The organism is Serratia nematodiphila DZ0503SBS1 (genome assembly GCF_000738675.1).
In the GTDB taxonomy this organism is placed as follows: domain Bacteria; phylum Pseudomonadota; class Gammaproteobacteria; order Enterobacterales; family Enterobacteriaceae; genus Serratia; species Serratia nematodiphila.
On the sequence record NZ_JPUX01000001.1, the window covers coordinates 4,375,667 to 4,393,078 of the forward strand.

16 protein-coding genes and 1 pseudogene are annotated in these 17,412 nt (G+C 58.8%); 7 read left to right on the forward strand and 10 right to left on the reverse strand.

The window, feature by feature from the left end; translation table 11 throughout:
* The first annotated feature begins 211 nt into the window (after positions 1-211).
* The gene (locus JL05_RS20270; protein WP_033633475.1) at positions 212-946 is read left to right on the forward strand and encodes a phosphatase PAP2 family protein; all 735 of its coding nucleotides are present in this window, start codon (positions 212-214) and stop codon (positions 944-946) included.
* Positions 947-951: 5 nt separating this feature from the next.
* Positions 952-1,557, forward strand: a complete 606-nt coding sequence (gene ybjG / locus JL05_RS20275; protein WP_033633476.1) for an undecaprenyl-diphosphate phosphatase — start codon at positions 952-954, stop codon at positions 1,555-1,557.
* 36 nt (positions 1,558-1,593) lie between these two features.
* Here the strand turns inward: ybjG and JL05_RS20280 are convergent, their stop codons facing one another.
* The gene (locus JL05_RS20280; protein ID WP_033633477.1) at positions 1,594-2,430 is read right to left on the reverse strand and encodes an aldose epimerase family protein; all 837 of its coding nucleotides are present in this window, start codon (positions 2,428-2,430) and stop codon (positions 1,594-1,596) included.
* A gap of 218 nt (positions 2,431-2,648) precedes the next feature.
* Between JL05_RS20280 and deoC the strand changes: the two genes are divergently transcribed.
* The 4 genes and pseudogenes from deoC (at position 2,649) to JL05_RS20300 (ending at position 7,983) form a co-directional block, all read left to right on the forward strand.
* Positions 2,649-3,329, forward strand: coding sequence for a deoxyribose-phosphate aldolase (deoC, locus tag JL05_RS20285; protein WP_004938693.1), 681 nt, complete (start codon positions 2,649-2,651; stop codon positions 3,327-3,329).
* Positions 3,330-3,481: 152 nt separating this feature from the next.
* Complete coding sequence (deoR, locus tag JL05_RS20290) at positions 3,482-4,246, forward strand: DNA-binding transcriptional repressor DeoR (protein WP_033633478.1); 765 nt, start codon at positions 3,482-3,484, stop codon at positions 4,244-4,246.
* A gap of 979 nt (positions 4,247-5,225) precedes the next feature.
* Positions 5,226-6,524: an HAAAP family serine/threonine permease gene (locus JL05_RS20295; RefSeq protein ID WP_004938697.1), complete on the forward strand. Its 1,299-nt coding sequence runs from the start codon at positions 5,226-5,228 to the stop codon at positions 6,522-6,524.
* 92 nt (positions 6,525-6,616) lie between these two features.
* Positions 6,617-7,983 (forward strand): annotated as a pseudogene (locus JL05_RS20300) (L-serine ammonia-lyase).
* 54 nt (positions 7,984-8,037) lie between these two features.
* Here the strand turns inward: JL05_RS20300 and JL05_RS20305 are convergent.
* The 9 genes from JL05_RS20305 to JL05_RS20345 all read right to left on the reverse strand — a co-directional run bounded on the left by JL05_RS20305 (position 8,038) and on the right by JL05_RS20345 (position 16,414).
* Positions 8,038-8,703 (reverse strand): helix-turn-helix domain-containing protein, encoded by a 666-nt coding sequence (locus JL05_RS20305; RefSeq protein WP_033633479.1) that lies wholly within the window; start codon positions 8,701-8,703, stop codon positions 8,038-8,040.
* Positions 8,700-10,088, reverse strand: coding sequence for an FKBP-type peptidyl-prolyl cis-trans isomerase N-terminal domain-containing protein (locus JL05_RS20310; protein ID WP_033633480.1), 1,389 nt, complete (start codon positions 10,086-10,088; stop codon positions 8,700-8,702). The genes JL05_RS20305 and JL05_RS20310 overlap by 4 nt, the downstream gene beginning before the upstream one ends.
* Positions 10,085-10,507, reverse strand: coding sequence for a YuaE family lipoprotein (locus JL05_RS20315; RefSeq protein ID WP_033633481.1), 423 nt, complete (start codon positions 10,505-10,507; stop codon positions 10,085-10,087). Before JL05_RS20315 ends, JL05_RS20310 begins: the two co-directional genes overlap by 4 nt.
* A gap of 24 nt (positions 10,508-10,531) precedes the next feature.
* Positions 10,532-11,086: a fimbrial protein gene (locus tag JL05_RS20320; protein ID WP_033633482.1), complete on the reverse strand. Its 555-nt coding sequence runs from the start codon at positions 11,084-11,086 to the stop codon at positions 10,532-10,534.
* A gap of 50 nt (positions 11,087-11,136) precedes the next feature.
* On the reverse strand, positions 11,137-11,775 hold the full coding sequence (locus JL05_RS20325) for a fimbrial protein (RefSeq protein ID WP_033633483.1): 639 nt from the start codon (positions 11,773-11,775) through the stop codon (positions 11,137-11,139).
* Between the two features lie 74 nt (positions 11,776-11,849).
* On the reverse strand, positions 11,850-12,614 hold the full coding sequence (locus tag JL05_RS20330) for a fimbria/pilus periplasmic chaperone (protein WP_050501267.1): 765 nt from the start codon (positions 12,612-12,614) through the stop codon (positions 11,850-11,852).
* Positions 12,615-12,695: 81 nt separating this feature from the next.
* Positions 12,696-15,230 carry an outer membrane usher protein gene (locus JL05_RS20335; RefSeq protein ID WP_074469398.1) on the reverse strand — a complete coding sequence of 845 codons (2,535 nt, stop codon included), beginning with the start codon at positions 15,228-15,230 and terminating at the stop codon, positions 12,696-12,698.
* A 47-nt stretch (positions 15,231-15,277) separates the two neighbouring features.
* The gene (locus JL05_RS20340) at positions 15,278-15,814 is read right to left on the reverse strand and encodes a fimbrial protein (protein WP_033633485.1); all 537 of its coding nucleotides are present in this window, start codon (positions 15,812-15,814) and stop codon (positions 15,278-15,280) included.
* Positions 15,815-15,892: 78 nt separating this feature from the next.
* Positions 15,893-16,414 (reverse strand): fimbrial protein, encoded by a 522-nt coding sequence (locus JL05_RS20345; RefSeq protein ID WP_025302212.1) that lies wholly within the window; start codon positions 16,412-16,414, stop codon positions 15,893-15,895.
* Between the two features lie 664 nt (positions 16,415-17,078).
* On the opposite strand from JL05_RS20345, the gene JL05_RS20350 reads away from it, so the two are divergent.
* Entirely contained in the window at positions 17,079-17,411 is a 333-nt protein-coding gene (locus JL05_RS20350; RefSeq protein WP_025302211.1) for a hypothetical protein, read from the forward strand.
* The last annotated feature ends 1 nt before the right edge of the window (position 17,412 follow it).

The window sequence follows — 17,412 nt, forward strand, 5'->3', positions numbered from 1 at the left end:
TACAATAGGTTATAAATAGTGACAATCGACTGGTATTCCCCGTTAACCGGAGCAATACACCAGAAAAAACCGCCGATTAAGACGAGATAAACAAGTGATGACCTGCGCACAACCGGGTGTATCAGATAGGGTTTTCTTGCCGGCGGACTAAGGTTTTCTTAAGACAGAATTATTACAGTGGCGCTATTCAATACTGTCACCGAGCCTGCGCGTGAATCCAGAATCGTCATTAAATCAATCCTCAACGGCACAGCAAATTAAGACAACCGCCCTTTACTCCCTGCCGACATCCTTTTACCGTTGGCAAGTTTTTGGCCTGCTGATCAGCGGTTTGGTGTTCCTGTGGCTCTCCCGCAACGAACAGCTGGACTGGGCGATCAGCAACTATTGGTACGATGCCGCCAGCGGGCATTTCCCGTGGCAAAACAATTACTGGCTGGATCTGATCAATCACCGTCTGTTGAAGCAGATAGTGATCGTGGGAGCGGTGCTTACGCTGTTTTGGGGCATCTATCGCCGCAGCGCGCGCCTGATTGTCAGCATGCTGCTTCTCGGCATCGGCCCGCTGGTGGTGGGCATTCTCAAGGCCACCAGCGCGCACTCCTGTCCGTGGGATCTGATCGAGTACGGCGGCAAGGCGATGTCCTTCCCGTTGTTCGGCGCGGTACCGGCGCTGCCGGGCCCCGGTCGCTGTTTCCCCGGCGGGCACGCCTCGAGCGGTTTCGCGGTCATGGCGTTGTTTTTCCTGTTTTATCCGCAGCGCCCGCGCCTGGCCTGGTGCTGCTGGTGTGGCGGTATTGCGCTCGGCATGTTGATGGGCTTTGGTCAGATCATGCGCGGCGCACATTTTCTTACCCATAACCTGTGGGCAGGTTGGTGGGTTTGGTTAAGCCAGTTGGCAATTTATTGGATAGTTAGCGGCTATTGGCGCCGCAAGATGAGGTAACGGTTATGGAGCAGTTAAACCATGTTCTTTTCGCCTGGATCAATGCGACCCCGGCATCTCCCGAATGGATGATCGATTTCGCCATCTTTCTGGCGCGCGATCTTATCATTATCGTGCCGCTGCTGATCGTCGGCCTGTGGCTGTGGGGGCCGCGCAGCCAGCTGGTTTCGCAGCGCGAAGTGGTGGCGAAAACCACGATCGCGCTGCTGTTCGCCATGCTTGCCGCCTCCGCTATCGGCGCGCTGCTGCCGCATGAGCGCCCGTTCGTCGCCGGCGTGGGTTATACCTTCCTGGCGCACGTGCCGGACAGTTCGTTCCCCAGCGATCACGGCACCGCCATCTTTACCTTTGCGCTGGCGTTCCTGTTCTGGCACCGGGTCTGGTCCGGCGCGCTGCTGATGATTGTCGCCGTCGGCATCGCCTGGTCACGCGTTTACCTCGGCGTGCACTGGCCGTTGGATATGGTCGGCGGTTTCCTGCTCGGCCTGGTCGGCTGCCTGTTCGCTCAGCTGGTATGGAATCTGTTCGGCGATGTCCTCGCCGACAGGCTGTCGCGCCTGTATCGCTTTCTGTTTGCCTTTGCCATTCGCCGCGGCTGGGTAAAAGAATAACCGCATAACATGACAGGGGCGTTACCGCCCCTGCTTTCACACCACGCCGGTGGTCACGCAAAATGCCCGCGTTTTTCCCGCTCCCAGCATCACTCCCGCCTCCCCTTCCGGTGCGTTCGGCCGACAGTTTGCCGGCTGGATAAAAGCAAGCAGCCGCCTGTTGCCCTGGACAGCGATGCGCCGCAGGCCATAGTTGAATTGCCCGGTGGCAAAACGCGTCACATAGCGGCGGCCTTGCGGCGCCAGCATAAAGAACTCGGCCTGATCCACGTAGCGCGTCAGATCGTCGGAGCACAGCAGTTCCTGCCCGAGCATCTCTCCCAACAGCGCCGGCGTCGGCAGGTTCTGGCGGAACACCGCGTCGGGAATGCAATCGTAGTTGAGGCGGCACACATAGCGCAGCGGCTGCGGCCGATCGGCCAGGTTGGTAACCTTCATCTCTATGGCGAACTGCGCGCTCTGGGCCGCCAGACGCAGCGCCGGGCCGATGCGCCAACGCCCGCCCAACCGCTCGCCTTCACCGTGCAACGTCAGCTCATCGCCCGCCAGCTGCAGCCACACGCGTTGCATCTGGAGCGGCGCGCCGTCGTGACTCGGCCAGGCGGGACAGAACGCGGCGTCGTCAGCGCGCTTTCTTCCGGCGCCCCGCACGCTGCGGCGGCCCGATTTCAGCGAATGTCCGTCAAACTCGGCGTCCCAGATCGCGAGGCCCTGATACGGCAAAACCGTCAGCGCGCCACGGCAGTTCGCCAGCGTCAGCATCGGCCCGCGTTCTGCGCAGCGATGCGCGCTCACCGCGAAATCCGCGTTGCGGAACAGTTCCTGCCGATACGTCCCGAAAGCTTCAGGAGCCAGGTCGATGTTGATCTTCATCTTTTTTCCCTCGACGTTTCGCCCGCGCAGGCCGCGAGCGGCCACTGAAAATGTTATTTAAATAACAAACAACCCTCCTCTAAGTTATACATATAACAGTGAAGTAACTATGATCTCGTCGACATTTTTCAAATCCCGCTAGGTTTATCGACATTGCAATGTTATTATTTTCACATTATCTATCCATGCTCTTTTCTCAACTTCACTAAGGAACCGCGATGACCACCGAAAACATCGATTACGCCAGCTATGTTGACCACACCCTGCTGGCCATGGACGCCACCGAAATGCAGATCGCCAAACTGTGCGAAGAAGCGCAGCAGCACAACTTCTATGCGGTATGCGTCAACTCCGGCTACGTGCCGCTGGCGGCCCAGCTGCTGCAGGAAAGCACGGTGAAAGTCTGCTCGGTGATCGGTTTCCCGCTGGGCGCCGGCCTGACCGTCGCCAAAGCCTTTGAAGCCAAAGCGGCGATCGCCGCCGGCGCGCAAGAGATCGACATGGTGATCAACGTCGGCTGGCTGAAGAGCGGCCTGCTGGACGAAGTGAAAGCCGACATCGCCGCCGTGCGCGAGGTTTGCGCGGCGATCCCGTTGAAGGTAATATTGGAAACCTGCCTGCTCAGCGATGCGCAGATCGTCCAGGTTTGTGAAATGTGTCGCGAACTCGATGTCGCCTTCGTGAAAACCTCCACCGGCTTCAGCACCGGCGGCGCTCGGGAAGAGCACGTCAAACTGATGCGCGAGACCGTGGGCAGCGAAATGGGCGTGAAAGCTTCCGGCGCCGTGCGCGATCGCGCCACCGCCGAGAAGATGATCAACGCCGGCGCCACGCGTATCGGCACCAGCTCCGGCGTCGCCATCGTCTCCGGCGCTCAGGCGGCAGCGGGCAGCTACTGATCGTCGGCATGCCCTGAGGGGCATAGCCAATACACTCCGATGCGGGACAATACGGGCGGTTGATGCGGCCCGATATTGCCCCGCATCGTTCTGTTTAGCGCCGGAAATGCCGGCTCGCCTTTTATCTCTACTACCTGTGGGAAGACGGATCTATGGAAACGCGGCGCGAAGAACGTATCAACCGGCTAGTTCAGGCGTTAAAACGCGCTGACAAGATCCACCTGAAAGAAGCCGCCGTGCTGCTGGGGGTCTCGGAGATGACCATTCGCCGCGATCTGAGCGCCGAACCGGCGGCCGTGGTGTTGCTCGGCGGCTACGTGGTGACCGATCCGCGCAGCAACGGCGTGACCAACTACTTCGTTTCCGATCAAAAAGCCAAACAGGTAACGGAGAAACGGCGCATCGGCCTGCTGGCGGCGCCGCTGATCAATGAAAACGACACGGTGTTTTTCGACTGCGGCACCACCACGCCGGCGATCATCGACGCCATCGCCGACGAGTTGGCTTTCACCGCCGTGTGTCATTCGCTGAACACCTTCCTGGCGCTGCAGGACAAACCGAACTGCAAGGTGGTGCTGTGCGGCGGCGAGTTCAAGCCGAACAACTACATCTTTTCCAGCGTCGGCGGCCGCAACGAGCTCGATCACATCTGCCCGAACATCGCCTTTATCTCCGCCGCCGGCCTCAGCCTGCAGCACGGCGCCACCTGCTTCAACTTCGACGAGCTGGAGATGAAGCATCGCGCCATGGCGATGGCGCAGCAAAAGATCCTGGTGGCAGATCACAGCAAGTTCGGCAAAACCAAGCCGGCCTGCATCGGCCCGCTGACGCAGTTCGATCGGGTGATCACCGATCGCCAGCCGGACGCCGACTTCATGGCGTTCTTCAACGATAACGCCATCGCTACCCGCTATTAATCCGCCTTCAGCGCCGTCGAAACCGGCGGCGCGCCGCTTCGATATCCCTCTTTCCCCGCCGAAAAATGAACAAATAATGCGCAATCAATTCGCGTTTTTCGCTTATCCGCACGCAACATCAGGTTAATAAAATGCAACAGCTCACCCGCGTGATTATTTTTTCGCAGGCTAACCACGCGGTCGGTTGGGTGAATTAACGGCTATTTATGGCTTTTATATGATAAATCGAGCCAAAGGCCAGGAAGTTTAAATAAACGGCGGTTTACGCGATTGCAGCAAATCTCGCCAATACCTGTTAGGTATCTGTTATTTATATGATGAATGGTTACGCATTTTTATCCGCTAACCACGTAAGTAATTTCCCTTCGTTACTAGCGGTGCTTTTCAAGAAAAACAAAATAAAAACAAAAAGATAAACGTTATTTACCTTAAAAACATAATGTGATCTACATCACTAAAACTGCTTAATCCGGGTTTTTCGCTAGATCCAAAACCACGCATAAAATATATTGCTCGGCTTGCTGCTGAGCACAGCGCTTTATCCGGCTAATTATTGTACAAGCCGCATAATCACAGAAACTTTCATGAGAGCGTTCTTAGCACAAAATCTTACACAAATGTGCAACAAATGCGCGAAAAATCGATAAAAAAGCTGATAACTGCACATATTGCGCATTTGAGAGCAGGATCACGGTTGTTTCTACTGTAAATCGTTATCTTGCCGCCAACAAAAATCGACAGGCAAAGACCTGTCGGCAGCGGTAACGACTTTTATCGCCCGCGACGGTGAAAAGTCTTTAGTGAATTACCCGGCGCTGTGCCTTGGTAATGAACGCAATAAACAACCAGGGGGACGCCAAAACATCCCCGCAAGCAACACCTGATTCTTACCGCAAGCGTTGCCTGAATAGGACGTTTGACGGTTTAACCTTAAGTTTTGCCTTTTAATTTTAAATTCGTGTTCACTTCGGAGATATTTATGGACACTACACAGACCGGCACAATTGCCTCTGCGGCTTCGGGCTCCAGCAGTACCTGGCGTAAAACGGATACCATGTGGATGTTGGGCCTGTACGGCACCGCCATCGGCGCAGGCGTCCTGTTCTTGCCCATCAACGCCGGCATCGGCGGTTTGATTCCTTTGATCATCATGGCCATCATCGCTTTCCCGATGACCTTCTTTGCCCACCGCGGCCTGTGCCGTTTCGTTCTGTCCGGCAAAAATCCCGGTGAAGACATCACCGCCGTGGTAGAAGAGCACTTCGGCATCACCGCCGGTAAGCTGATTACCCTGCTGTACTTCTTCGCCATCTACCCGATTCTGTTGGTTTACAGCGTGGCGATCACCAACACCGTCGACAGCTTCATCACCCACCAGTTGGGCATGACGTCGCCGCCGCGCGCCATCCTGTCGCTGATCCTGATCGTCGGCCTGATGACCATCGTGCGCTTCGGTGAGCAGGCCATCGTGAAAACCATGAGCATCCTGGTGTTCCCGTTTGTGGCGGTGCTGATGCTGCTGGCGGTGTATCTGATCCCTAACTGGACCGGCGCCATCTTCGAAAACGTGTCGCTGTCCGGCAGCGGTACCGGCATGGGTCACGGCCTGATCATGACCCTGTGGCTGGCGATCCCGGTGATGGTGTTCTCCTTCAACCACTCGCCGATCATCTCCGCCTTCGCCGTCGCCAAACGCGAAGAGTACGGCGCAGACGCCGAGAAGAAATGCTCCCGCATTCTGGCTTACGCACACATCATGATGGTGCTGACCGTGATGTTCTTCGTGTTCAGCTGCGTGCTGAGCCTGACGCCGGAAAACCTGGCGGAAGCCAAGGCGCAGAATATCTCGATTCTGTCTTACCTGGCTAACCACTTTAACAACCCGATGATCGAGTACATCGCGCCGGTTATCGCCTTCGTCGCCATCACCAAATCGTTCCTGGGCCACTACCTGGGCGCCCGTGAAGGCTTCAACGGCCTGGTCGCCAAGTCGATGAAGAGCCGCGGCAAAACCGTCAGCACCGCCAAGCTGAACCGCATGACCGCTATCTTCATGCTGGTGACCACCTGGATCGTCGCCACCCTGAACCCGAGCATCCTGGGCATGATCGAAACCCTGGGTGGCCCAATCATCGCCATGCTGCTGTTCCTGATGCCGATGTACGCCATCCGTAAAGTGCCTGCCATGCGCAAGTACAGCGGCCACATCAGCAACGTGTTTGTGGTTGTGATGGGTCTGATCGCCATCTCTGCTATCGTGTTCAGCCTGCTCGGCTAATCACGTCCGGCCGGCGCCGCTGCGCGCCGGCCCTCCCGCACTCCCCCATTTCCCGTATTCACCGCCTGAAACCTGAAGAAGGAGGCGAGACCATGGTCAGCGTTTTCGATATTTTCAAAATTGGCATCGGCCCATCCAGCTCCCACACCGTTGGCCCGATGAAAGCCGGCAAACAGTTCGTCGACGATCTGATCGCCCACCAGCAGCTGCAGGACACCACCCGCGTGGTGGTCGACGTGTACGGTTCGCTGTCGTTGACCGGTAAAGGCCACCACACCGATATCGCCATTATCATGGGCCTGGCCGGCAACCTGCCGCACGACGTGGACATCGACAGCATTCCGGGCTTTATCCGCGACGTCGAACAACGCGGCCGCCTGCCGCTGGCCAACGGCCATCACGAGGTGGATTTCCCGCTGCACGGCGGCATGAATTTCCACAGCGATAACCTGCCGCTGCACGAAAACGGCATGCGCATCCGCGCCTTCGCCGATGAACGCTTGCTGCACAGCAAAACCTATTACTCGATCGGCGGCGGTTTCATCGTCGACGAAGAGCACTTCGGCCAGTCCGCCGAGGGCGCAACGCCGGTGCCTTACCCATTCAAATCGGCGCACGATCTGCAGCAGCATTGCAAAGAGACCGGGCTGTCGTTGTCCGGCCTGGTGATGCAGAACGAACTGGCGCTGCGCAGCAAAGCGGATATCGACGCGCACTTCGCCGACGTCTGGCAGGTGATGAGCGCCGGTATCGAACGCGGCATCAACACCGAAGGCTTGCTGCCCGGCCCGATGAAAGTGCCGCGCCGCGCCGCCGCGCTGCGCCGCATTCTGGTGACCGGAGACAAGAACAATATCGACCCGATGAACGTGGTCGATTGGATCAACATGTTCGCGCTGGCGGTCAACGAAGAAAACGCCGCCGGTGGCCGCGTGGTTACCGCCCCGACCAACGGCGCCTGCGGCATCATCCCTGCGGTGCTGGCCTACTACGACAAGTTCATCCGCCCGGTGAACGCCAACTCCTACACCCGCTACTTCCTGGCGTCCGGCGTGATTGGTGCGCTGTACAAGATGAATGCCTCGATCTCCGGCGCCGAAGTGGGCTGTCAGGGGAAGTGGGCGTCGCCTGTTCGATGGCGGCGGCCGGGTTGACCGAGCTGCTGGGCGGCAGCCCGGCGCAGGTATGCATCGCGGCGGAGATCGCCATGGAGCACCATTTGGGGCTGACCTGCGATCCGCTCGCCGGCCAGGTACAGGTGCCCTGCATCGAACGCAACGCCATTTCCGCCGTCAAGGCAGTCAATGCCGCGCGCATGGCGATGCGCCGCACCAGCGAGCCGCGGGTTTGTCTGGATAAGGTGATCGAAACCATGTACGAAACCGGCAAAGACATGAACGCCAAATACCGCGAAACCTCACAGGGCGGGCTGGCGATCAAGGTCGTGGCCTGCAATTAACCGCCACGGCGAATCACTAAAGGCGCCGGCCGTTCCGATCTGGCCGGTGCCGTTTCAATGCCGCTCTTTCCCTGCCGCACCGCCCGGCTGAATGCCGGCTCGAACCCCGACGGCGCCGGGACGGGCGCTGTGCCGCAGCCAACCGTAAAGTTCGGCATTACGCCGGAATCCCATTTTGCGCATCACGCTCATCTTGTGGTTGCTGACGGTTTTCACGCTGATGTCCAGCATTCGGGCGATTTGCGTCACCCCCATCTCGCGCGTCATACAGCGCATGATCTCCTGCTCGCGCAGCGTCAGGCCGCGGTGCTGGCATATGCAGTTCCTGCCACAACCCGGCCGGTTCGGCCATTTGCTGCGCCGCTCCAGCTCGGCGCTCACCTGATACAGCGCCGAGACCAACGGCATATCGTGGTAGATGACGCCGGCCTCCAGCGCGCAGCGGTTTCCGACGGTGCGTTTATGCCGCCCCTCCGGCATTCGCAACGAGAAATACAGCGTTTTGCGTCCCGCAGTCTGCGTCTCAAAGAAGTGACAAAAGCAGCTTTGCACGCCGGGAGGAAAATAGCAGAACACCAGATCGGCTTCGTGAACCTGCTGCGCATCCAGTAACAGCGTGCGCTTGCCATAAGTGCTGAAATGCAGCGCCAGAGCCTCCTGCCAACCGGCGCTGAAGTAACGGTTTTCATCAAATAGCGCGATTTTTATCATCGTGTTCATCCCTGCCTCCCCGCCGTTCCGGCTTCTCGTTTAACCGCCTGGGCGCCCTTTGCCGGCGCCTGACTGTTGTCGATGCGTAATTCATAAATCATGGTGGCGTTAGGTGGCACTTTCGGCGGATAGCCGGTTTCGCCGTAGGCCAGCGCTGGCGGCACGACCATCGTCAGCGATCCGTGGTTGTGCAGATGGCTTATCGCCTCCCGAAACAGCGGCGGATACTCGGACAACGGTTGCGACAGCACCTTGCCGCTCAGTTCCATATCCTGGATCACCGTGCCGTCGGTCAACGTCTCCTTCACGACCACATCAACCACCGTCGTTGGCGCCAGCGCGCCATCCCCGGCGTAATCAACCCGATACCAGAAGCCCATCGCCGATTGCTTTACGTCCTTTTGTTGACTGAACTGCGTCAGGTAATCTTCATCACGCCGCCGCTGTTCATTAACGCGTTTCTCACGCGCGGCCACGGCGTTGGCATCCGCTTGCGCCGTCAGCGCATTCAGTTCATCCGGCGGCAGCCGCAAACGCCCAGAGACGCTATCGATGACGCCCGCCAACAGGCTGTCGCGATCCACCGGCACGCCCCAACTTTGACGCTCCGCCACTACCCCCTGAATGTCCCTCCCCAGCGCACTGCCCGCCGCATAGGACAGACGCTTGCGATCATCCTTCAACTGCTCCGGCGTCATCTCCCATTGCAGCCGCTTACGCAACGCCAGCAGGTCTTCGCGCGCCTGCTGAGTCGCCTTCTGCTCACCGGCCCGCTTCTGCTCGCTTTCTTCCAACGCGGCGCGCAGAGCGTGCAACGCCTCCTGGTGCTCGCGTTGGCGTTGTGCAAGCGTCTGTGCCGATGCCTGCGCGGCAGACTCAAGTTCGGTGACGCGCCGTTCGGCCTGCGCCGCCATCGCTCTGCTTTGGGCGGTTTCCTGCGTCGCCTGACGCAGCAACGCCTCGGCGCGCTGCGCGTCGGGCGAGCCGCGCCAGGCGGTGCCCAACCCGGCGATCCACTTTTGCAGCGTTGACGAATCGGGCAACGTCGCGACGGATGGCGTCGCTTTCTCCGCCCGCAACGCGGCGAGTTCCTGGCGCAACATCGTCAGTTCCATTCGCTGGCGCGCCAGCTGTTGGTCACGCGCCAATAATTCCTGGGTCAGCGTAAAAGCTTTGGCCGGTGAGGCTGGCTTATTGTTGTCCGACGGGCGCTTCGCGGGTTCACGCTTTTTTTGCCCCGACTCGCGTTCGACTGGCGCCGCTTTTTCGTTCGTCGGCACGATGTTTTGCCGTTGATACTGCTCGGCAAACTGCAGCAGCGCCGGCACGCCGTCGTCCGCCAGCGCGACGCCGGAGAACAGCAGAGCGACGCAGCCCAGCAGGCGCAGCCTCATTTAATCTGCTCCCCACGATCCGCCAAGCCGGTCAACACCGCCTGATTCACCCCGGCGCACAGATAGTTGACCTTGTAGCGATACAGCGCATCCACCGTCTCCTGCGTGTCACCGTTTACCCTGGCGCGCAGGCTGGCGTACTGCGAGGCGCCGCTCATAAGGCTGTCGAAGGCCTGCTGATAGCGCTGATACTGTTTCTCGTCGATCGCACGCAATGCGCCCAGTTGCTGCTGGCACTGCTGCAGCTGTTCGGCCTCACGCTGCTTGCGCAAAGCCTCTTCTGACGGAGGTTGCACAACCTGATTTTTAGTGTTCACGGCGGGCTTGCCCGACTTTTGGCTTTGGCAAGCGGCGGCGCTCAACGCCAACAGGCACAGCAGCCCCATGCGCAGGGCGTGATTGACGTGCTTTCTCATCATTGCGTTTCTTGTCCTTGTAGACGCTTATTCGTATTCCAACGTAAAAGTGGCCACCGCGCTGAAGGTGCCGCGGCCGATGGACTTCGTCTGGATAGCCTCCGGTTCCCCTTGCACATAGGCCTGCAGCGTAAGCGTGGTGTTGCCGGCACTCAGGCGGAATTTATCGCTGGCGCGATTGAGCGGCAGCGCCTTGCCGCTGCTGTCTTCCAGCCCGATGCCGATCCCCGACGCCAGGCTGCCGGCATCCAATGCCAACAGGCCGGGCAGTTTGGCGTTTTCGGTGCCGGTAAACGTGATAGCCACCGTATTGCCCAGGCTGAGATCGCACTCGGTCAGGTGCAATGCGAAGGTTTGACTGTGGGAGCGGGTGTTCAGATACAGGTATTTGTCGACGATGGTGCCGAAATCCAGCGGAATGTACTCATCCCCTGGCTGAATGACGCACGGCTCGGCCACCAGCGTGCCGTGAAAGCGCATGTTTTCCGCCGCAGTCGCCGACTGCGCCATTATGCCGGCCGCCATGACCATGCCAGCCCCCAACAGCGCGCTCCGGCGCCGGTTCGTCTCTGTCGCGCGCATGACGCCACTCCCTTTGGTTGTGCTTGCGCCGACCGGGCGCAAGCGGCGTATTAGTCGTAGTAAAGCCGGAAATCGATCGCCGCACGGTAAGCGCCGGCGCTCAGCGTCGCCGGGGTGCGCACCGGCGTCACCGTATACGTCAGGGTGTTTTGTCCCGGCGTCAGCAATACCGGTTTGTTACGCGCGCCGAGGCGCACAGGCAGGCCGCTGGCATCCGCCAGCTGCAACCCCAACCCGGTGACGCCGGCAACCCTGACCAACCCCGGCGCGTCGTCATCCGTCGGCGCGGCAAACGCCACGGACACCGCAGGCTGGCTGCCGCTCCAGGCCAGCACACCGGTCCAGGCGTCGCGGTTGCTCGCCGGCGCCCGCAGGCAGTCTTTCAGCGTCAGCTCGAAGGCGACCGGCGTGCCGCGATCGCCCGGGCGCTGGAAGTGCGCCGTTCCCGTCTCGCCCAGCCATACCTCCTGGCGGGCGGTGGTCATTTCCAGGCTGCAGGCGCTTTCCGTTAACGCGCCGTAGACGTGGAGCGTGCCGTTCGCCCCCTCCACGTCCCAGTTGTCCACCGCGCGGGCCGGCGGCATCAGCATCAGCATCGTGCCCGCCGTCAGCGGCACCATCAGCGCGGCCAACACCGTCAGGCCGATAGTGTGTCGCTGATGACGTTCATAGGCCTTTCCCAACAGCATGGGGATCTTTCGTTGCATGATTCGTTCACTCCGCTGTGTTCATGACTCGGTCTTCCCTGCTTGCGCGCGGCTCGTCATTTGGCGACCGGCACGACCTGGCAGGCACTGCCGGCGCAGCGGAAGTTCAACTGCGGCCGCCCGCCGTAATCGTTGATGTACGCCAGCGACGGTGCGTTGCCGAGGCTCGCGGCGGAAACGTTCAGCGGGGCGCTGGCCTTCGGCGCCACCATCAACGGTTCAAAGCCGGCCGCCCCTTTGCCGCCCTTGCTGGCACTCGCCTCAACGATCGTCACGTAATAAGGGGTCGGGTTGTTCACCACATATTTGTCACCCTGCCGGGTCAGCGTCAGCTGCTCCTGCCACGGCGCCGCGTTCTTCTTCGGGGCGAGCGCCGCCGGGCGATAAAACATTTTGATGCGGGTCTGCAACGCTATCTGCAGCGTGTTCGGCTTATTGCTGCGCGGCGGTATTTCCCGCAGGTTGAAGTAATACAGCGTCTCCCGGTCCTGCGGCAGCTGACGCGCCGCCGGCAGCGACTGGATCTTCACCTGGCTCGGTTTGCCCGGCTCCACCCGCTGCACCGGCGGCAGCACGGTGAAGGGGCTTTGGATCTTGTTGCCGCGATCGTCTTCGATCCATCCCTGCGCCAAATACGGCAACTGTTTGTTCTGGTTACTGATGTTGAGACTGACCGTTTTCAGGTCGCCGTCGAAAATCACGCGCGTGCGATCCAGCGCGATAGCCGCATGAGCGGGCAGGCCGACCGCGCCGAGCGTCAATGCGGCGGCGAGCGGGCCCACAAGGGAAACGGTCTTTCTGGTCATAGTCAGATTCATCATGTCTTCACGGTTCCAGTCGGCCGAAGGCGGGCAATCCCGCCCCGGCGGTTTAGCGGCGGAGCGCACTCCGCCGGGTGTAAGTCAGTTGGCGTCAGCCGCCGGCTTGTTGCCGGCCAGAGGACGGCAAGGCAGCAGCAGCGTGTTCATCAGCATTTCGGCCGGCAGCGGCGCCGGCAACTGGATTTCACACTGCGCCGCGCCGTTCCAATGCACGCGCATGCGCTCGCCGGGGTTGAGGCCGGACAGGTAAACGCTGCCGCCGTCATTGATGATGCCGGTCTCCTGTTTGCGGGCATTCAGCACCGTGGCGCCGAACGGCGGCTCGCTGCCGTCCGCCAGTTTGACGATCGCCATCGCCTTCTCGCCGGCTATCACCTCAAACTTGCGGTAGCCGATGGCCCCCTCGGTCAACGTGGCCTGCACCACGGAACGCGTCGCCTCGACGTTGTCGCTCAGGCTATTGAGATCGATGCTGGCCTTATTGCGGTAGTAGCTGTTTACATCCGCCACCACCGCTTTGCCGTAACGGTTGGTCAGCACCGTACTGCCGTAGCCGCGCACCGGCACGCCGGCGACGCCTTCGGTATCCAGCAGCAAGCGCGTGCCGCCCGGCGTATTGACCCGGTGCAGCACCGCCCCTTCCGCCGCCATCGTCAGGCCGCCCTGCGCGCCGATGCCGACGGCGCTGTAACGGCCGGCCTGGTAGCTGGCATTGGCGTTGATCTGCGCCATATCGCCCTGATGGCTGTAATAGCCGCTGGCCGTCGCCCCGCTGCGTGCGGCGCCGGCGCTGATCTGATAGTTGTTGTGTTCATCGACCCGGTTGTAGTAACCGACCCGATGGGCGTTCTCTTCGCGATCGAGCGTCATGTTGTAACTGAGCGTCCCGGCGCTGCCCCAGGGCAGCGACAGCGACAGGTACATCCCGTCGTCATTGCGCTCGTTGTAACGGTTGCGATAGGCCGACAGCGATACGCTGACGTTCTTGAAATCGCCGATATCGAAGTAGCGCGATACCATCAGGTTGTAACGATCGTTCGGCGCCCGATCCCAGTAGGTTTGGTGGCTGTAGTTGAGATAGGTGCTGAGCCCCAGATCGCGGAACTGTTTGTTGAAGGTGATGGTGTACATCTCCTTGCTCTTGCCGCTGCGTCCCCCTTCGTAACGCGCATCGAGGTAGTCCCCCATGCTCATGAAGTCCTCCTGGGAGAAGCGGTAGCCGGCGAAAGTGATCTGGCTGTCGTACTGGTCGAAGTTCTTCGAATAGCTCAACCGGTACGAACCGCCGGTCAGAGCGCCCTCCTGCGGCAAGCGCGCACGCGACTGCGTGGCATCGAACGACAGCGCCCCCAGCGCCATCAGATCGCGCCCGATCCCCAGCGACAGCGCGTTGTAATCGCCGCCGGCGATCCCCCCGCCGTACAGCGACCAGCCGTTGCTGATGCCCCAGGAGAACTCGCCGGTGCCGAACATCGGCCCGCGCAGGTGGTGCCCCCACTCCGACGGCTTGCCCGTCGCCAGCTTGTAACGCACCGTGCCCGGGCGCGTCAGGTAAGGAATGTTGGCGGTGTTCATCTTGAACGCCTGCACGCTGCCGTCCTGCTCTTCGACGCGCACGTCCAGCTCGCCGGAAACGGCGTCGTTGATGTCCTGAATGCGGAATGGCCCCGCCGCCACCTGCGTCTCATACAGCACGCGCCCCTGTTGGCTGACCACCACCTTGGCGTTGGTTTTCGCCACGCCCGTCACTTCCGGCGCATAGCCGCGCAGGTTGGGCGGCAACATGCTGTCGTCGGATCGCAGACTGACGCCGGTAAAGCGCAGGCTGTCGAAAATGTCGGAGTTCAGATAATCCTCCCCCATCGTCAGCCGCGAGCGCAGCGCCGGAATAGCCCGGTAGGCGTAATAGCGGCTCCAGTCGAACTGTTTGTCGGTCGACTGAGAAGAACCGGTCTGATGGCTGAGATTAGCCTGCCAGTCGGCGCGCAGGCGCCAGGCGCCCAGATTGGCGCCGCCGGTGCCGTTGCCGCTCAGGCTGTAACTGCTGCCGCCTTTCTGATGTTTTTGTGTTTGAGCATTGACGTTATAGTCAAACAGCAGCCCGGGAATACCGTCATCCCAGCGCGAAGGCGGGTCCCAGTTTTCCGAGCTGTATTCCAGATAGGCCTGAGGAATGTTGAGGTACAGCGAGGAGCTGGCAAGATCGCCGCGGGCTTCCATCCCTGCCAGGCTGGAGGCGTCAAGGCAACGGCCGCCGTGCGTCCAGTTCAGCGTACTTAACAGTTTTTCTTTCAGCCCCAGTTGGTTGACCAACTCCGGCGAAAGACAGGCTTCGCTGCCTTTAGGATCGTTCTCGGGCGCCATAAACGTCACCGGCTGTTCCGCCAGATCGTTCTTATTGACGTGCACCACCATGGTATAAACGCCCGGCATGATGTAGCCGCTGCGCGTAAATTGGCTCAGATCGATATTTTTACGATCGTTGATGTCCAAGACGTCAGTATTGAATTGAATAACGTCGGCGGCATAGACCAACGCAATCGGATTTCCCAGAGAAAGGGCAACACAGAGCCCCAAAGCTTGAAGACGAAATAACTTCCCTGCCGGTGAAAGCATAATAAAAGTCCTTTCAATAACGAATTAACCGTCAGTACGAGAAAAAATCAAAAATAATCCAGCTTAAAACGCACTGTGGAATAATACGCTCCCGCCTTCAACGGCTGATGATTCGGCATCAACGTCATGGAATAATTCAGCACTCTATTTCCCGGTATTATTCCTTCCATCGGTAAGGGTTTCCCTGGAATAACCGGCGTGCCGTTGCTGTCTTTTATCTTCAATGCGACGCCGCGCGCCTCGCCCTGTACGCCAAACAGAGCGCCTTCCGCATAACCATCAAACGTAACCTGAAAGAATTTCCAATCAGGTTTGTTTTCCGGCCGTTCCAAAATGCAGTTGACCAATTCAATACTGAAAGGTTTGGTCATCCCCTGGCCGTCACGAATGATCTGCCCGAGAGGAAGCGTGTCCATATCGATCGTCTGATCGCGGCTGCCGGCGGCAATGGCGCAGGCGGTGTCGATAATGGCGCCGTGCATGCTGACTTTGCCCCCCCCCTGCGCGGCGGAAGTTGCATAGCCGGGCGCAAACGCCAACGACGCCAAAAGAACGGCACCCGCCCGATTCCTTGAAAAAAACATCGCGACATTCCTTTGACACAGAGAGTCACCAGGCATGCGGCGTGCCCCATGCCTGGTTGATTAAGCCTTCGGACTCACTTACTGATAAGCCAGGGTGAAATCGGCTACGGCGGTGAAGTCACCCGGAACGATGGCGGCAGAAGCGCCTTCGCCCTGCAGGTAGGCGGCGAAATGCAGGGTATTGTTGCCGGTGTTCAGAGTCTGCGCGGTAGTCGCTTCACCCAGTTTGATCGGCTGGCCGTTGTAAGAGATAGCGACGCCGGCGCCGCTGGCGGTGCCCGCGATGCCCAATAGATCCTTATCGGTAGACGATGCTACGCCGCTGAAGGTGGTTTTAACGGTTTTCAGCGTGGTGATGTCGCACTGCTCCAGCTTGATTTCAAACGGACGCGGGTTGGATTTGCCGCCGTTTTTCAACGCCACGTTGGACACCTGGCCCAGATCTACGGTCTGATCGATCGACTCAGGCGCAATAGAGCATGGCGCATCAATAATAGAGCCCGTGAAGGTGACCTTACCGTGTCCCTGATCGGCTGCCTGTGCAAAAGAACTTGCGCCAAATGCAATCACTGCAGCCATCATGATTTTGTTAAGTTTCATAGAACCTATATTCCTTATAAGAAAAAATGCATATTCCAATCAAGAAAAAGAGCAACAGGAAGCCTGCTCGCGCTTATATATGCGCAGCCCTGATTCTTTAGCATCTTGCTAGTTGGTTAACTGCCAAAACCCAAAGGCACCGACAATAAAAAGTCGATAACGGCAAGTCTGCAGCGGCCCATCCATTAATGAATTCGCCCTATAAAAATAAACGAAATCACAACGATCAGGGGCCAATACTTTCTAATCCGCCCTTCTTGTCCGGCGATGAATATTCTGGCAAATGCCTCTCAGCAAAAAAAGGCTTTTTTTGATCAAGGCGAACATTCGCAATTTATTTCCTAATTAAAGTTAATTTACTGTTATTTTTAGGCTCATAGATCGTAAAAAATACTTTTATAGAGCAATATCCTGTTTTTGCGAGATTCACAAGTAATCAGATCGCAAAGTGGCGCTTTGTGAATATAATAAACCAAAATTTTAGGTTTCTGCGTGACGCCACCCCTGCCTGAACATAGGTAAAAACGGGGCGGGCAACGCCTTTTTTTTCAATCCTGATAAATAGATAGGAATTTTCTTTGTTCGCGTTTTACCTCGTTGTTGGTAGACGGCGAATGTTTGTTTTTTCTTAGGAATACGGCAATCGGAATACAGAGGAAGTGCTATGGAAGCGTTATCTCCGAAACAAAAGGAAATACGGCAATTGCAGCACGATCTGCTGCAAACATTATTCGCGCAATCGCCCCGTCAATGTCCCGTCGCCGGGCCGCCGCCACAGCAGCAGTGGCTCTCGACACGGCAACTGGCCAATGCCGTCAACGTCGGCGTTTACCGGGCTCGACGGCTGTTATTGGATCTTGTCGCCCGACAAGAAGTGATTGTGACGGACGGCTCCATCAACAACTCGTTGAGGTGGTATCCCACCGCGTTGCTGGACGGTGGCGATAACAACGGCATACCCAACAAAGATGCATCTCACTCTCCTTTAACGGAATAAA

Coding starts and splice junctions, on each gene's coding strand:
- deoR (WP_033633478.1), top strand. CDS start 3,482: ATGGAAACGCGGCGCGAAGAACGTATCAACCGGCTAGTTCAGGCGTTA.
- JL05_RS20315 (WP_033633481.1), bottom strand. CDS start 10,507: ATGATGAGAAAGCACGTCAATCACGCCCTGCGCATGGGGCTGCTGTGC.
- JL05_RS20310 (WP_033633480.1), bottom strand. CDS start 10,088: ATGAGGCTGCGCCTGCTGGGCTGCGTCGCTCTGCTGTTCTCCGGCGTC.
- JL05_RS20340 (WP_033633485.1), bottom strand. CDS start 15,814: ATGTTTTTTTCAAGGAATCGGGCGGGTGCCGTTCTTTTGGCGTCGTTG.
- JL05_RS20305 (WP_033633479.1), bottom strand. CDS start 8,703: ATGAACACGATGATAAAAATCGCGCTATTTGATGAAAACCGTTACTTC.
- JL05_RS20330 (WP_050501267.1), bottom strand. CDS start 12,614: ATGATGAATCTGACTATGACCAGAAAGACCGTTTCCCTTGTGGGCCCG.
- JL05_RS20280 (WP_033633477.1), bottom strand. CDS start 2,430: ATGAAGATCAACATCGACCTGGCTCCTGAAGCTTTCGGGACGTATCGG.
- JL05_RS20295 (WP_004938697.1), top strand. CDS start 5,226: ATGGACACTACACAGACCGGCACAATTGCCTCTGCGGCTTCGGGCTCC.
- JL05_RS20345 (WP_025302212.1), bottom strand. CDS start 16,414: ATGAAACTTAACAAAATCATGATGGCTGCAGTGATTGCATTTGGCGCA.
- JL05_RS20335 (WP_074469398.1), bottom strand. CDS start 15,230: ATGCTTTCACCGGCAGGGAAGTTATTTCGTCTTCAAGCTTTGGGGCTC.
- deoC (WP_004938693.1), top strand. CDS start 2,649: ATGACCACCGAAAACATCGATTACGCCAGCTATGTTGACCACACCCTG.
- ybjG (WP_033633476.1), top strand. CDS start 952: ATGGAGCAGTTAAACCATGTTCTTTTCGCCTGGATCAATGCGACCCCG.
- JL05_RS20350 (WP_025302211.1), top strand. CDS start 17,079: ATGGAAGCGTTATCTCCGAAACAAAAGGAAATACGGCAATTGCAGCAC.
- JL05_RS20325 (WP_033633483.1), bottom strand. CDS start 11,775: ATGCTGTTGGGAAAGGCCTATGAACGTCATCAGCGACACACTATCGGC.
- JL05_RS20320 (WP_033633482.1), bottom strand. CDS start 11,086: ATGCGCGCGACAGAGACGAACCGGCGCCGGAGCGCGCTGTTGGGGGCT.